The 16848-nt window shown below is 40.4% G+C and carries 12 protein-coding genes; 9 read left to right on the forward strand and 3 right to left on the reverse strand.

The window, feature by feature from the left end; all coding sequences use genetic code 11:
• Positions 1-6 precede the first annotated feature (6 nt).
• Both M2132_RS03495 and M2132_RS03500 read left to right on the forward strand, forming a co-directional pair.
• A complete protein-coding gene (locus M2132_RS03495; protein ID WP_280671385.1) occupies positions 7-1698 on the forward strand; it encodes a M23 family metallopeptidase in 1692 nt (563 codons plus the stop codon).
• Between the two features lie 120 nt (positions 1699-1818).
• The gene (locus tag M2132_RS03500) at positions 1819-3909 is read left to right on the forward strand and encodes a M3 family metallopeptidase (protein WP_280671387.1); all 2091 of its coding nucleotides are present in this window, start codon (positions 1819-1821) and stop codon (positions 3907-3909) included.
• A gap of 342 nt (positions 3910-4251) precedes the next feature.
• Here the strand turns inward: M2132_RS03500 and M2132_RS03505 are convergent, their stop codons facing one another.
• Positions 4252-5694: an aromatic hydrocarbon degradation protein gene (locus tag M2132_RS03505; RefSeq protein WP_280671389.1), complete on the reverse strand. Its 1443-nt coding sequence runs from the start codon at positions 5692-5694 to the stop codon at positions 4252-4254.
• 431 nt (positions 5695-6125) lie between these two features.
• On the opposite strand from M2132_RS03505, the gene M2132_RS03510 reads away from it, so the two are divergent.
• Both M2132_RS03510 and M2132_RS03515 read left to right on the forward strand, forming a co-directional pair.
• Complete coding sequence (locus M2132_RS03510; RefSeq protein WP_280671391.1) at positions 6126-8849, forward strand: hypothetical protein; 2724 nt, start codon at positions 6126-6128, stop codon at positions 8847-8849.
• 335 nt (positions 8850-9184) lie between these two features.
• The gene (locus M2132_RS03515) at positions 9185-9880 is read left to right on the forward strand and encodes a hypothetical protein (RefSeq protein WP_280671393.1); all 696 of its coding nucleotides are present in this window, start codon (positions 9185-9187) and stop codon (positions 9878-9880) included.
• Positions 9881-9956: 76 nt separating this feature from the next.
• On the opposite strand, the gene fabG is transcribed toward M2132_RS03515, so the two are convergent.
• The gene (gene fabG / locus M2132_RS03520; RefSeq protein WP_280671395.1) at positions 9957-10703 is read right to left on the reverse strand and encodes a 3-oxoacyl-[acyl-carrier-protein] reductase; all 747 of its coding nucleotides are present in this window, start codon (positions 10701-10703) and stop codon (positions 9957-9959) included.
• A 34-nt stretch (positions 10704-10737) separates the two neighbouring features.
• Positions 10738-11331 carry a TetR/AcrR family transcriptional regulator gene (locus M2132_RS03525; RefSeq protein WP_280671397.1) on the reverse strand — a complete coding sequence of 198 codons (594 nt, stop codon included), beginning with the start codon at positions 11329-11331 and terminating at the stop codon, positions 10738-10740.
• 290 nt (positions 11332-11621) lie between these two features.
• On the opposite strand from M2132_RS03525, the gene M2132_RS03530 reads away from it, so the two are divergent.
• From M2132_RS03530 to M2132_RS03550, 5 genes are all read left to right on the forward strand, one after another.
• Positions 11622-12527, forward strand: a complete 906-nt coding sequence (locus M2132_RS03530) for a sugar phosphate nucleotidyltransferase (protein WP_280671399.1) — start codon at positions 11622-11624, stop codon at positions 12525-12527.
• A 333-nt stretch (positions 12528-12860) separates the two neighbouring features.
• Entirely contained in the window at positions 12861-13427 is a 567-nt protein-coding gene (locus M2132_RS03535; protein WP_280671401.1) for a 4Fe-4S dicluster domain-containing protein, read from the forward strand.
• Positions 13428-13490: 63 nt separating this feature from the next.
• Entirely contained in the window at positions 13491-14339 is an 849-nt protein-coding gene (locus M2132_RS03540; protein ID WP_280671403.1) for a CoB--CoM heterodisulfide reductase iron-sulfur subunit B family protein, read from the forward strand.
• A 13-nt stretch (positions 14340-14352) separates the two neighbouring features.
• On the forward strand, positions 14353-16353 hold the full coding sequence (locus M2132_RS03545; RefSeq protein WP_280671405.1) for a CoB--CoM heterodisulfide reductase iron-sulfur subunit A family protein: 2001 nt from the start codon (positions 14353-14355) through the stop codon (positions 16351-16353).
• A gap of 21 nt (positions 16354-16374) precedes the next feature.
• Positions 16375-16836, forward strand: a complete 462-nt coding sequence (locus tag M2132_RS03550; protein ID WP_280671407.1) for a hypothetical protein — start codon at positions 16375-16377, stop codon at positions 16834-16836.
• Positions 16837-16848 lie beyond the last annotated feature (12 nt).

Raw genomic sequence — 16848 nt, forward strand, 5'->3', positions numbered from 1 at the left:
ACAGGCATGAGAAAACTATGTACAATATTGTTTGCCTTATCGCTGATAATGACAAATAATATTTCATTTGCACAAAACTACCGAAGCCCCCTTGATATACCTTTATTGCTGAGTGCAAACTGCGGCGAACTGCGCAACAACCATTTCCATACGGGGGTGGATTTTAAAACACAAGGTGTTGTCAATAAACCTATTTATGCCGTTGCCGATGGTTATGTTTCGAGGATTAATGTTTCGCCAAGCGGATACGGGCTGGCTCTGTATATAGACCATCCTTCCACCGGACATACCAGTGTGTATGGGCATTTAAACAGTTTTGCGCCTGAAATTGCACAATATATTAAAGCAGAGCAGTATAAACGGGAAAGTTTCAGGGTAGATTTGTACCTGAAAGCAAACCCGATAAAAGTAAAAAAAGGCGATATTGTTGCTTACAGCGGGAATACCGGCTCTTCGGGAGGCCCGCACCTGCACTTTGAGATACGCGACTCTAAAACGGAAAAGATTCTTGACCCTTTACAATATTACAAGCATCTGATAAAGGACGTGGCATCGCCCGAAATCCGCGGGATAGCTGTTTTTCCTGTTGAAGGGAAAGGATGTGTAAACAATTCTGTGCGCCAATTAAAGCAATCGGTCGGCAAAACAAAAAAAGGAGAGCATCTGCCGCTTAAAATGCCCATTGAAGCATGGGGTACTATCGGGTTTGGCGTGAAGGCTTACGACCGCATGTCGGGCACAAGCAATATTTATGGGGTACAGGCCGTAAAACTATTTGTTGATGGCAAGGAAGTTTTTTGTTCCGAACTACAATCTTTCAGTTTCGATCAAAACCGGATGTTAAATTCGTTTGTTGATTTTGAGTCGTGGAGAAGAGGCAAAGAATTTTATATGAAGTCTTTTGTTGAGCCGGGCAATAAGTTACCCTTTTATCGTTCCGGTAGCGGAGGATATGTCTCCATAAATGAAGAAAGGGAATATCCGTGCTACTACCTTATATCGGACTATTATGGGAATCAAACTCGCTACGATTTCAGCATACAAGGCAAAAAACAGACTATTGCCTCACCTGCCCAATGTGCTACACCCATGTTTTGGAACAAGATAAACCGTTATGAAGGTAAAACTTTTTCCTTGAAGATACCTTTAGGAAATTTGTATTCCGACCTTTGTTTCGATTTGAGGCAGCAGGCTTCCGATAAATATCTGTCGGACGTTTACAGGGTTAATAACAGACCTGTTGCTTTAGACAAAAACGCAGAAATGAGAATACAAATAACGAAGTCCATCGCAGATGCTTCCAAATATGGTATAGTTCAGCTGAAAAACGGAAAAATGAGTTGGATTGGAGGCAAATATGATGGAGGATATATGCGGGCATCCATCCGTGAGTTTGGCGATGAATATGCCGTTTATTACGATGATACCCCTCCAAAAATTGAACCTGTGGCCGAAAAAAAATGGGTGGCACAGAAATCCATAAAAGTGAGGCTGAGCGATAACCTGAGTGGAGTAAAATCTTTCAGAGGTACCATCGACGGGAGGTTTGTTTTGTTTACACATGATGTGAAATCGACTGTATATACCTATATTTTTGACGATATAATGGCTCAAACGAATACAAATCATCAATTTGTGTTCGTTGCCGAAGATGCTTGCGGAAATATCACAGAATACAGATCGGAGTTCTATTATTGAATCTGGTAGCCATTTTTTTAGGCTGAAATGCTATACAACAACTGGTTTGATATTAGCCTGCTTGGCTTAAATTCACTATCTTTGAACCTTAAAAATAAAATTAACCCCAAAAAAGCATATATGAAAAAAGTCTTTTTAGCTATTTTGTTTATGACAACACTAAGCGCCGTACAGGCACAAAATCCGTTCCTGAAGGAGTATAAAACACCACACGGAACACCTCCTTTCGATAAAATAAAGATAGAGCATTACAAGCCTGCTTTTGAAAAAGGTATTGAAGAACAACAAAAAGCAATCGACAAGATTGTTGCCAATAAAGCCGAAGCAACTTTCGATAATACAATTTTGGCTTTGGAGTATTCGGGCGAAATATTGGACAAAGTGAGCCATGTTTTCTTCAATTTGTTGAGTGCCGAGAGTAACGACCAGATGATGAAACTGTCGATGGAGATATCTCCGATGTTATCGGAACACTCAAACAATGTAAGCCTGAATGAAGGTCTTTTTAAACGTGTGAAGGTGGTTTACGATAAGAGAAACAGTAGCGGATTGAATCCTGAACAAATCCGTTTGGTTGAAAAAATTTATAAAGGATTTGAAGATAGCGGTGCAAACCTGTCGGATGCAGATAAAGCAAAGTATCGCGAATTGTCGGCAGCCTTAAGCCAAACTTCGTTAGCTTTTGGGCAAAATGCTTTGAAAGAAACTAATAAATACGAAATGCACCTGACAAACGAAGCCGATTTGGCTGGCCTTCCTCAGTCTGTACGCGATGCGGCGGCTATAAAAGCAAAATCGAAAGGCAAAACTGGTTGGGTGATAGATTTAACGGCTCCCAGCTATGTTCCGTTCATGAAATATTCTTCGCGTCGCGACCTACGTGAAAAAATTTATATGGCAAACGTAACAAAGTGTGTTGTTGGCGGTGAATTTGATAATAAAGAGAATGTAAAAAATATAGCAAACCTACGTTTGCAAATTGCAAACATCTTAGGTTATTCTGATTATGCGGCATTCAGCCTTCGCGACAAGATGGCAAAAGATAAAACCAGCGTTTACAATTTGCTTAACGACCTGCATAAAGCATATGCTTCGGCAGCTTTGGCCGATGTACGCGAAGTACAGGGTTTTGCCGTAGGAATGGAAGGTAAAGAAGTAGAGATACAACCTTGGGACTGGTCTTATTATTCCGAAAAATTGAGAGATGCCAAATATAATGTCAACGATGAAGTTACACGTCCTTATTTTGAACTCGAAAACGTGAAAAAAGGCGTCTTTGGCTTGGCTACCGATTTATATGGATTGACGTTCAAGAAAAACACTAAGATACCTGTTTACCATCCGGAAGTTGAAGCTTTTGATGTATTCGATAAAGACGGACAATACCTTTCGGTACTGTTCACCGATTTCCACCCACGCGAGGGTAAACGCCAAGGAGCATGGATGACGTCGTATAAAGGACAATATAAGAAAGGCGGCAAAGACTCGCGCCCTCATATTTCTGTTGTAATGAATTTTACTCGTCCAACCGAAACAGCACCGGCTTTGCTTACTTTTGACGAAGTTGAAACTTTCTTGCACGAATTTGGACATGCTTTGCACGGTATGCTAACGGATTGTACTTACGAAAGCCTTTCGGGAACAGCTGTTTCGCGCGACTTTGTTGAGCTGCCTTCGCAAGTAATGGAAAACTGGTTGACCGAAAAAGAATACCTGAACCGTTTTGCAAAACACTATAAAACAGGCGAAATTATGCCCGATGCTTTGGTACAGAAGTTGATTAATGCCTCTAACTATAATGCAGGATATATGTGCTACCGCCAGTTGTCGTTTGGTTTCTTGGATATGGCATGGCATACACTGAACAAACCATTCGCAGGCAATATAATAGAGTTTGAACAAGCGGCTATGGAAAGCACGGCTATGTTGCCGGTTGTGGAAGGTGCTTGTATGTCAACTACTTTCAGCCATATATTCTCGGGTGGATATGCTGCCGGATATTATAGCTATAAATGGTCGGAAGTATTGGATGCCGATGCTTTCTCTGTGTTTAAAGCCAAAGGAATATTCAATAAGGAAACTGCAACATCTTTCCGTAAAAGTATTTTGGAAAGAGGAAACACCGACGATCCTATGAAGTTGTACATCAACTTCCGCGGACAAGCTCCAAGCATTGATGCTTTACTGAAAAGAACCGGAATAAAGAATTAAAACGTTCTTTTGAAAACATAAGAAAGAGACTGTTCTTCACGCACGATGAACAGTCTCTTTTGTATTTATGTTATCCCCTCCCAAAATAGCGCTACAAAAAGAAGTAATGCAATGTATCGAAGGGCATGATACAATAAGGGAATGGCTAAAAAATATGGAATCTTTGATAAGAAACTTCAATCCAAATTTACAATAATAAAAGCCATCGTTTGACTTTGATATGAAACCCTAAAACTTTATAGATGAAAAAACCGATGAATATAAATCCATCGGTTCTTGTTATATTTTGGTATAAATCCTGTCAACCTAAGGGCAGAACATTTTCAGATTGTTGTGTGTCTATTAAAATGAGAAGTCTACTCCGGCGCCAAAAACTTTATTTGTTCTGGAAAACACATCTTTGCCCGATAGACCTAACCCTAAATAATTATCCGATTTTTTAGTCCAGTCCGAATAATTTGTCCAGAAGTAACCCAGATTTATTTTAACTTTTGGCGAAACCGTGATAACGCCTCCCAAGCCGATTGAATAAGAGTTGCAAGTAAAGCTAAGGTCTTTCTGATAATCGTCTGTTATACCATAGTGGGTTATCTGGAAACCACCGCTCACCATAAACATTTTGTTTATCTGGAACTCTAAGCCTCCCAGAAACTCATCTGTGCCTCCGTTTATGTATTTTTGTTTGTCGTCGGTCATATTTGCTTCCGAATCGAAAAAGTGGTGATACCCAACGCTTGCCTGTAAGTTTGGCAAAACCTGATAAGACACCCCAACGGTTAACAGGCCGGGAATATCGTGGGGAGTATTCACTCCATCCGAAAACATATGCGTATCGTCTATTTTAGTTTTATTCTCTACGTTGAGGGCTGTACGGAATTCATACTTCAAGCCGATGTTTAACTTTTCGTAGCTGAAGTTTATACCAAGTATTGGCGAGATACCCCAGCCCGACTGGTCGCAATCGAGGCGTGCCCCATCGTTCGATGCTTTTTTCAGCAATTGAAGCTTTGCCCTGTTTGCGTCATCCAAAGCAGGATTTGCCAAAGCCATGTCAATAATTCCACTGACGTTTGTCATAGCCCCGTCATATCCTAAGGCTGCCGATGTAGGATTAGCCTGTAAGTTTTTCAAATATCCTTCGTAGTTATTATTTACAATATTTAAACGAAAACCACCATATAGAGAAAACATTTTATCTATTTTGTACGCTCCTCCAAGTTGCGCACCATATATTAAGGATGTTCCTGTCATATATTGGTCTACTGAATATCTGTTTGCAGTGAGCGATACAGCAGGGTTTTGGGCATTAAGGGCGGCTCCTACCTGGTTTATTATTCCCGGCAAAAGCGAGGCGCCAGCTTCAAAACTGGGTAAACCATTGTTGAATGTAGCTTTACCGCCACCGCCTGTTATGGCTATACTTCCCGATAAAGCCCAATTACCTTTGCGGTAAGCACCTTGAACACTGGGGATGATTGGAACGGAAGCTTCGCCTTTAAACTTTTTTGTTTCTCCGTTGCCCGACATAACGAAAGGGGCAAACGTTGTTTTTATAGTTCTGGTTTGGAATGCACTTTGGTTGTTGATAGAAAAGTGAAACCCTTCGGGCAGTTTTATTATTCCCGCCGGATTGGTATAAACAGCATCAATGCTTGTTGACGCATCACGGGCCGGATTCCTTAAAAAATGAATGCTTTGGTTTGTGTTAGTGAGCAAACCTCCGGCAATCAGGTTGAGAGAGCCAAAAAGAAGAATAGATAGTACAGGGAATTTTAATTTTTTCATTTCATGTGGGTTAAATGTGGGAGGCAAAGGTATTAATATATTTTTAGTTTCAAAAGAAACTAAAATAAATACCTTGTTTATTTTTTAAGCCATTTTATATTGTGTTGATAATGAGTGTATATTAGATATAAAAGAAAAGTAAAGTGAATTTTTTTCATGTGTTTATTTGACGCTTTAAATTCTAAATATTATTTTTGTGCTTTCAATATATAAATAAAGGCAAACTTGAAGGCAAAATTAAAATAAAGGCAAAATAACATAAACAACAATCACAAAATCATCATTCCCTTTCATTTAATAGGTTTAGCAATATATGCTTAGACTGTTTCCTTCGGATGTTTTAAATTGGCTCTGACATTTATCTTAATTTACAATTACACATAATTCTCTAAACACTATAATTCTCTAAACACAAAAAAAATTATCATTAAATGAAAAAATCCACATTTATTTTTTATGCTGCATTCTTCCTGATGGCGCAGTATTATTCTTGCTTTTTGCAGGCACAGGCCACGATAGGGTCTTCTGACGAGCCGAATAAAGGCAGTTTACTTGATTTGAAAGAGCGATCCGGGGTAAATGAAAATTCAACTAAAGGATTATTATTGCCAAGAGTTAATTTGGAGGATATAAATGAACTATATCCTATGTTCGAAAAAAGTGACGTTTCTTACAACGCTACTGAAAAAAAGAAACATACGGGTTTGCTCGTATACAATCTGACCGATAGCCCTCCTAAAAAATTGTGTCCGGGAGTTTACTCATGGAGCAGTGCGGAATGGATAAGGATACCAGAACCTTGTTCGTTTTTCGAGTTTTTGTGCCATACTGTGGCTGATGGCCAATACACAGAATATGAGGGCAATGTTTTTGCCATAGACAACTATATTTTCTATAAATCAATTATAGATGTAGATATTGAATCGGAGCAGACAATTTCTTACGGAGATGGGTTACATATAATAGTTCCTCCACAAAAAATAGTAAAATCGGAGTATGGTTTCTTTTCTTTTTATGTATATGTTGATGGAAGTACTCCTTCTGGTAACTATGAACTTCCATTATCTAATCTAAACAGTGTTTTAGGTGTAGATATAACGGGATCTTGTGTTATAAATGTAAATATCCTTGCTGCTACATTCTCTATCGATTGTACCGATATATCTACTGCGGCTACCGTAAATACATATATGGACAGAACAGTACAAGTACCATACAACGTGAGTTCAGTACCATATACTGTTTCAGCAGGAAATATCGGAGGTACCGTGAATGGTATAACTCCAAGTATAGCAGTAGATCAGGAGCTGAATACGAATACCGGATATATTACCGTGACTTTAAAAGGAACGCCAACATCGGTAGGGAATACATCTATTCCGATAACAATAGGTGAAAGTACTTGTAATGTAACAGTCGATGTATCTAATACATTCGCTATCAATTGTACCGGAGCATCTACTACGGCCACCGTAGATACATATATGAATAAAACAGTACAGGTGTCGTATGCTGTAGGAGACGTACCTCATACAGTATCGGCAGGGAATATCGGAGGTACCGTGAATGGTATAACTCCAAGTATAGCTTCGGCTCAAACATTGACAGATAAGAACGGGTATATTACCGTAACTTTACAAGGAACACCAACATCGTCGGGAACAACGCATATCCCGATAACAATAGACGGTAGTACTTGTAATGTAGCAGTTAATGTATCTAATACATTTGCACTTAACTGTACAGGTGTATCTACTACGGCTACAGTGAACGCGTATATGAGTAAAACGGTACAAGTGCCGTATACCGTGGGAAGCGTACCTTACACCGTTGCGGCAGGATATATAGGCAGCGTAGTGAATGGTATAATACCAAGTATAGCTTCAAATCAGACACTGACAGCGAAGAAAGGATATGTTACCGTAACTTTACAAGGCGTCCCAACGATAGTAGGGAATACATATATCCCGATAACAATTGGTGGCAGCACTTGTAATGTAGCAATCAGTGTAGCTAATACATTCGCTCTGAAGTGTGGTAATAACGTGAGAGTACCTGTGACATTAGGCACAACCCAATTTACTAACTATGTAGTCAATGTTCCTTACGAATTGGGTGCTGCTCCAGCAGCAGGAAGTCCTTATGTGATATCTGCAAGTACAAATATAGGAGGCGTCACACCAGTAAATGGAGTAACTCCAAGTATTGCAACACGACAAGAGTTGACTGCTAAAACAGGTTATATCAAAGTTACGCTGAATGGTAAACCTACGGCAACAACACCTTCTGTAATACCAATTACCATAAACGGACAGTCATGCTATATCTATCTGGATATTACAACACCTGTCAGCCTTAATATTATTTGTCCTGCTACAGCTCCTATAATCGGGGGGGTAGTTGATAAGGCTCTGCCTGCAAACACTACTGTATCTATTCCTTATCAGGTTAGTGGAGGAACATCCTATAAGTTGACAGGAACCACGGTTACAAATACGGAATATAATATAACTGCAACAATAGCTTCTCAAACATTAAGCTCAAGCGGAACTATTACTGTAACCATCACTGGTACGCCGTCTAAAAACACAAACGGTCTTGTAACGTGGTTTATTCCGATAGGGGCAGGAGAGGAATCTTGTGGTATCCGATTAAGTTTTGTAACACCACCACCAAAAGCCGACTGTGACGCAGATGCATATGCCTTTGTATTCCAACAAAACGGAAGTTGGTATGCCGTAGGAGATGTAGGGAAAGTCAGCGGAGTTGAGTATGGAAAAGTATATGGACCGTACGCAACGGAAGAAGAAGCATTAAGGCATCCTGAGGCGCTTCAGTATTGCGCATATACCACAGGCAACCGATGTGTATCTGTATATAAACGCGACGGAACACGTATTATGGCGAAATTCTTCTCTGTCGATTCATACAGTGATGTTTACAAACCTGAGTCCGGACGTGTTGCATTTTCATCTTTGTGTACAAATGACATGTATATATATCCGGGAGGAAAGATGCGTTACGAATTCAACAGTCTTCAACACCAAGATAAAAAAGGTGATTTAGGTGTAGTGACAGTAAACGGAGTTAAATATCTGGGCTTAGTACCTACCGGAAGCGGAGGAACAATGACCACCAAACCTTTAATGTGGTAAAAGGTAAACAGAACTTTTTTCACAAGTCCTAAATAACCGCTATGGGCTTATAGGACAAACATATAAATAAATTATAAGATAGTTGTCGGCTCCAGTCCGACAACTATCTTTGTTTTTATAAGCTCTGATTTTTATATAGAGGGCAATTAGCAGATAATATAAAAATCCTCTTTTGAGGGGATATTGCAAATTGTAATATACACAGGAGGTTATGGTACAATTGACTATGATTAAAATTGTACTAAACAGAATTAAATAAGCAAATTTAAATAGACTCTTATTCTTTTATTTAAATTAACTTATCTAAATTTGTGAAAACTAAAAACTTTTTCAAAATGAAAAAATTATACCTACTCTTTTTTGTCGCTTTCTTTGTGTTTTCTGCCAAAGCACAGCGGCTCACCAACGATAATATATACACAACCTATGGCAATAGCAGTTATATTAAAAATATTGCCAAGATGGAATTAGTAACCGAAAGTGAATATTCCAAACAAATAAAAACCCCGGTAAACTATCTGAAGCAAGTACCGGTCGAAAACTATAAGAACGGAATCGTACTGTCGCTCCCTTGTAAAGACAAAGTAGTAAGGTATGTAGACGATTTGGTAGAGGGCGAATCGTATGCCCAATACCGTTGCATAGGGATGATAGAGTTTCTGAATGTATATCTGGTTGAATATGTACAGTGGGAGGCTTCGGGCTACCTGATGGTAGACATGACAACGGGCGAAGAAGTTTTCAATTTTGAGGAATACCCTTATATATCGAAAGATCAAAATGTTATCGTCACCATAAAACAAGATCCTTACGAGGTTTCGGCAAACATTGCTTTCTATACAATAAAAGACAGAGTGATAAGCGAAGTGGTGAGCGATAATTTCGAATACTGGGTTCCTTACTACAAAAAAGCTATTTTCTGGGGCAAAAACAACAATCTCTACATTCCTGCCGTACACATAAATGCCTACGACTCGGATAAAGACCTGACTCAAAATTGCCAATACATTAAAATATCTATAAAACGCTGATAGTAAAAGAACACGCGGCTGAACCAAGAAATATGATTCAGCCGCGTTTGTTATTATAGAATCTTAGTTTGTCGTATTACATATTCATTCCACCACAAACAGGGATTACTTGCCCCGACACATACGATGACAGATCGGATGCAAGGAATGTAGCCACATTAGCCACATCTTCGGGCGTACCTCCACGACGAAGAGGAATTTGTTCTGCCCATTTTTGTTTTACTTCCTCAGACAGCACTCCTGTCATTTCGGTGATAATAAATCCCGGACAAATACAGTTTGCGCGGATGCCTCTTGAGCCCAGCTCTTTTGCCGTAGATTTGGCCAAACCAATCATACCGGCTTTCGATGCCGAATAGTTTGCTTGCCCGGCATTACCCGAAATACCTACAACTGAACTCATATTTATGATGCTCCCCGATTTTTGTTTCATCATAACAGGAGTCATAGCATGAATAAAGTTGAATGCCGATTTAAGGTTTACGTTAATAACCATATCCCATTGCTGTTCGCTCATGCGCATCAACAACCCATCGCGCGTAATACCGGCATTGTTAACCAGAATATCTATACGACCAAAGTCTTTAACTATTTCTGCTACAACATTGTGTGTGTCTTCAAAGTCAGCCGCATTCGATGCGTATCCTTTCACTTTTACTCCAAAAGCAGCGATTTCTTGCTCTGTTTGTTTTGCATTATCGTCGATCGACAAATCTGTAAAAGCTATATTAGCACCTTCTTGTGCAAATTTAATGGCAATAGCCTTGCCAATACCACGGGCAGCACCTGTAACGAGCGCCGTTTTTCCTTCTAATAACTTCATAATGTGTAAATTATTCTTTATAACTAAATTTCAATTATCGTTTTTTCTTTTTGATTCCTTGGAATATCAGGAATGCTATATTCACATGCTGGCGATTGCTTCTTGTATTGTCGGCACGGATAAGCCCCCTGATGTAGGGCACTTCAATACCTTTCAGGGCATGATGCAAAATTTCGGCAGTCATATCTACGTCAGGCATTTCGAGCGAACCTTCGTCAACTCCTGTTTGCAAAATTTCTTTCAGCGTCTGTATTTCTTTACGGTCAAAAGCCTTTCTTACGTTCTGTACCCTCCATATATCACGGAAAAAATCGGCTTTAAGCGTTCCGTTTCTGAAAACTACATTTTTTACAGCATCCAAGCGCGTGTGGATATACGACAGTAGTTTCTCGTCGGCCGGAAGATCTTTCTCGGCAACGGCTTGCAACTCTACATACATTTTTTCGAGCTCAGACTCCACAACAGCCTGATACACCTCATTTTTATTATTAAAATAAGTGTATAACGTGCGCCGACCTTTTTTCGAAGCTGCAGCTATATCGTTCATCGTAGTGTTTTCAACACCCAGTTTTGCGAACAACTGCCGAGCCACGTCGATCAGCATATTTCTTGTTTTTGCTATTGCCATAATATTTTATACTAAAACACAGAAATTGCACAAGAGTTGCTGTTCTGTGCAAAAATAATATAAAATACTTATAAATAAAGCCTCCGCCGCATAATTTTACACTGCTTTTTATGATAAAATCACTTCATTTTTTCCATTTTCGTTATAATTTAGCCTGTGATGCATTTATGACTCCGCAGAATAGATGGTCAAAATAACATCCATGAAATTATTGTTAAATAAAATTTAAACAGACTCTAAAACTTCTTACCTTTGTGTTTGAGTTAAAAATGAAATAACAAATTTAGACTATGAAACCAACTTTATTTATACTGGCTGCGGGTATGGGCAGTCGCTATGGTGGCCTGAAACAGCTTGACGGACTTGGCCCTAATGGAGAAACTATTATGGATTATTCCATTTACGATGCAATACAAAGCGGCTTCGGGAAACTGGTGTTTGTGATCCGTAAATCGTTTGAAAAAGATTTTGTAGAAAAAATCGCTTCTAAATATATCAAACATATTCCTGTGGAAGTAGTTTTTCAGGAATTGGATAGCTTGCCCGAAGGATTTACCGTTCACCCCGATAGGGTAAAGCCTTGGGGAACGAATCACGCCGTTCTGATGGGTAAAGATGTTATCCGTGAGCCGTTTGCCGTTATTAATGCCGACGATTTTTACGGACGCGACGGATTTGCTACTCTCGCCAAGTTCCTGACAAATCTTGAAGGAAGCAAAAATCATTACTGCATGGTGGGTTACAGGTTATGCAACACCTTGTCAGAAAGCGGATATGTGTCTCGTGGGGTTTGTAGCACAAATACCGAAGGATTCCTTACGAGTGTGGTTGAACGGACGCATATTGAACGGAAAGACGAAAAAATACAATATAAGGATGCCGAAGATTATTGGTATGAGTTGCCCGAAAACACACCTGTTTCGATGAATATGTGGGGCTTTACACCCGACTACTTCGAGTATTCGGCCAATTATTTCGTGAAGTTTCTGGAATCGAATCAAGATAATCTGAAATCGGAATATTTTATCCCCATGATGGTAGACCATCTTATCTCGAACGGAACGGCTGATGTGAAAGTGCTTGATACCACAGCAAAATGGTTTGGGGTTACTTATGCCGAAGACCGCCCCTCGGTTGTGGCTAAACTGCAAGAGTTGGTCGATAAAGGAGAGTATCCTTCGCCGCTTTGGAAGTAAAAAATATTAATGAAATTTTAGGGATATTAGGGAAGTACTTAATATCCCTTTTTTATAGCTTTACGAGGCTATATTTATAATTATTTGGCAATATCTTTCAATTTTGTTTATTACCTTTGTTTATAAGGAAATCTGTTGACCTGAAATTTGCAGGCTAAACGGTTTTATGTTCAATAGCATGTGTGTTGTGAAAATGAGAGTATGAAAAAATACGTAATTTTGCGATGTGTAAATTGCAAAATGGATTATTTTTTGAAACGCAAACGTGTCAATAGATTTAAGGTTATCAACTAAAATAAAATTCCAAATCAATCAAGGATTAAACTATCCATAATGGAGAAATCGGGCTATATATCGGAAATAAAAGAATATACGGAAATCAATGTGAACCGTTGCTATCAGTGTGGAAAGTGTTCGGCAGGCTGTGCCATTGCCGGCGAAATGGACTATCCCCCAAGTATGGTGATGCGTATGTTGCAAACAAATAATGAGGAAAATTACCAAAGCTTGTTGCAATCGCAAAGTATATGGTTGTGCGTGTCGTGTCAGAATTGTGTGACGCGCTGCCCTATGGAAATTGATATTCCCCGGTTGATGGATTATATGCGTGAAAAGGCTTACAGGGAAAAGAAAGTAAACCGCAAGTCTTCAAATATACTATCGTTTCACAAAGCGTTCCTCGATTCGGTTAAACATACTGGACGGCTATACGAGATAGGGCTTGTGGCAGGCTATAAAATACGTACTCTGAATATTTTGCAGGATATGGATGTTGCCCCGTCAATGTTTATGAAAGGCAAACTACCAATTTTGCCCGAAATGGTGAAGGACAAGAAGCAACTGACTACTATATTTAAAGAGACGGAAAAAGACGCTTCGTCGTCTCATACCCAGAAATAAGTAAAAACAAAACTAACCGGGCATGGGCTTGGCTCACGCAAGGTGAACTATCATACAGAGAAGATGAAAATAGGATTCTATCCGGGTTGTTCGCTGAAAGGTACGTCCTCAGAATACGCCCAATCAACGTTAGCATTGGCAAAGGCTTTTGGTGTTGATTTAGTTGAAGTTGAAGACTGGAATTGCTGTGGGGCAACTGCCGCCCACAACCTCAGCCATGAGTTGGCAACAGCTTTGCCGGCTCGTATTTTGGCTTTGGCTCAGAAGCAAGGTTTGACCGAGCTTGTTATACCTTGTGCCGCCTGCTACAACCGTTTGAGTGTGACCCAGCACGAATTAAACAAAAATACTGCCTTGAAAACCCGTGTAGAGGAAATTCTGCAAATGCCACTCAGCGGAAATATTGAAATCCTCAACGTGATGCAGTTCGTAGAGAAATATATAGCTGATAAGATAGAGGAAAAAGTAACGACGCCTTTCAACCACAAGGTGGTGTGTTATTATGGCTGCCTGTTGGTTCGTCCGCACGATATTCTGAAGTTCGACCGTCTGGAAGATCCACAATCTATGGACTCCCTGATGCGTAAGATAGGAGCCGAGTCGATGGATTGGGGCTACAAAACAGAATGTTGCGGAGCTGGATTTTCGGTATCGCGTACCGATATCGTAGCCAAACTATCGGGCAATATAGTAAAAGACGCTGCCGACCGTGGGGCCCAAGCTATCATTGTGGCTTGCCCTATGTGCCAATCCAATCTGGATATGCGCCGTAAACATATAAACAGTTATTTGCATCAGAAAGTAGATACTCCCGTTTTGTACATTACACAAGCCATAGGCTTGGCAGTGGGAGTCAGCCGTAAGGAGTTGGGGTTAGAAAAACTGTTTGTTGCTCCGGCATTTATAAATTGAAAACTAAAAAACTATGTCAAAGATAGGTGTATTTATTTGCCATTGCGGCGAAAACATCGGTGCTACTGTCGATTGTGAAAAGGTAGCAGCCGAAGCCGCAAAAATTGATGGTGTTGAATTTGCCACCGACTATAAATATATGTGTTCCGATCCCGGACAAACACTCATCAAAAATGCCATTAAGGAAAAAGGACTGACGGGTGTTGTTGTGGGGGCTTGTTCGCCACGTATGCACGAACCTACTTTTCGCAAGGCTTGTGCCGAAGCTGGATTAAATCCATATCTGTGCGAGATGGCCAACCTGCGCGAACATTGTTCGTGGGTACACGAAAAAGGTGATGCCACTACCGGAAAAGCCATCGACTTGGTGCGCATGTTGGTCGAAAAAACAAAACGTAACAAATCGCTCACACCCATAAAAGTACCGGTGTCGAAAAAGGCGCTTGTTATTGGGGGAGGTATTGCCGGTATACAATCGGCTTTAGATATTGCCAATGCGGGGCATCAGGTTATTATGGTGGAAAAAGAGCCGTCCATAGGCGGGCATATGTCGCAGCTGTCGGAAACGTTCCCCACGCTCGACTGTTCGCAATGTATCCTCACCCCTCGTATGGTTGAGGTGGCGCAGCATCCCAATATCACACTTTATACATATGCCGAGCTTGAAAGTTTGGACGGGTTTATCGGTAACTTTAAAGCAACAATACGCCTCAAGGCAAAAAGTGTAGATTATAAAACCTGTACCGGATGTGGCGCATGTACAACAAAGTGTCCTACCAAGAAAATTCCGAGCGAGTTTAACGAAGGTTTGGGCATGCGCACGGCTATATATACGCCTTTTCCGCAGGCTGTACCCAATAAACCGGTTATAGACAAGGAGCATTGCGCGTATTATCAGAAAGGAAAATGTAAAGTTTGTCAGAAGATATGCCCAACAGGAGCTATTGAGTTTGACAAAGAAGATGAATTTATAACCGAAGATGTTGGGGCGATAGTTCTTGCAACAGGTTTTAATGTATTGAAACCCGACTTCTTCCCCGAATACGGATACGGAAAATATCCGGACGTGATTACAGGTTTACAGTTCGAGCGTTTGGCTTCGGCTTCGGGGCCTACTTTGGGCGAAATTCGCCGTCCATCGGATGGTAAAATTCCGCAAAAGATAGTGTTTATAGCCTGTGCCGGCTCGCGCGACCCAGCCAAGGGAATCCCGTATTGCTCTAAGATATGCTGTATGTACACCGCTAAGCATGCCATGCTCTACCAACACAAGGTACATGGTGGCGAATCGTATGTCTTCTATATGGATATCCGTGCAGGGGGTAAAAACTACGAGGAATTTGTGCGCCGTGCCATTGAAGAAGATGGAGCAAACTATTTGCGTGGGCGTGTGGCTCGTGTTTACGAGAAAAACGGCAAACTCGTGGTTTGTGGCGTTGATACGTTGATGGGAGCAAAACAGGTTGAGATAGAAGCCGATATGGTTGTTCTTGCCACTGCGGGTGTAGCCAGTTGTGGAGCAGAAGATTTGGCGCAGAAAACACATGTCTCGTACGATGCCTACAATTTCTTTGCCGAAGCGCATCCTAAACTAAAGCCAGTGGAAACAAATACGGCAGGTATCTATCTGTGTGGGGCTTGCCAAGCTCCGAAGGATATACCCGATACGGTAGCTACGGCATCGGGGGCAGCGGCTAAGGTAATTGGTCTGTTCTCGAACAACGAGCTGACCCGTGAGCCTATGGTAGCTGTTGTGAACAGGTCGGCTCCTCCGGTATTTTCTACTTGTGTGGGCTGCTTCCTTTGCCAGACGGCATGTCCGTATCAGGCCATTGAGCGCGAAGAAATTAAAAACCGTAACGGAGAGGTTATAAAAACAGTGGCTAAGGTAAATCCGGGGCTGTGTCAGGGTTGTGGAACGTGTGTCTCGTTCTGCCGTTCCAAATCGATCGACTTGGAAGGATTTTCGAACGAGCAAATGTATTCCGAAGTTTTGGCAGTGTTAGAAGAGTAGAAAACTGAAAATTTTATAAAAATGAAAAAACATATCTTATATACTTGCTTAGTGGCTGTTTTAGTGTCTTTTTCTTCATGCAAGACAACAGAATCAACAAATACAGATACAGGAAAAAAGAAAAATGTTGTTCATAAACTATATAATAAAGAAACTTTTAAGATAGAAAAATATAGTGAAGATAAGTCTTACGGGTATACAGAAGAAAACCCTATAAAGGTTGGAGGAGCTTTGAAGAGCAAAGGACCAGAAAATGAACGTCGATTTTTAAATGCTTTGGCAGGTCCTAATGGAGAAGTTATCACTTATATAAGAGGGGGTAATTGTTGTCCCTTTGAAACTGAAAACGGTTTTTTAGGCGGAGGCCTTTTAGACAAATATATAATATCGTATAAAGGATTGAAAGAAAATATTACTCTTTATATCAATATGTACGATTCGGAAGAATTAGCGGTTCCCGTTGGTTTTAAACTGAAATATTAATTATTGTAAAAA

The organism is Dysgonomonas sp. PH5-45, from assembly GCF_029893235.1.
Lineage (GTDB): Bacteria > Bacteroidota > Bacteroidia > Bacteroidales > Dysgonomonadaceae > UBA1309.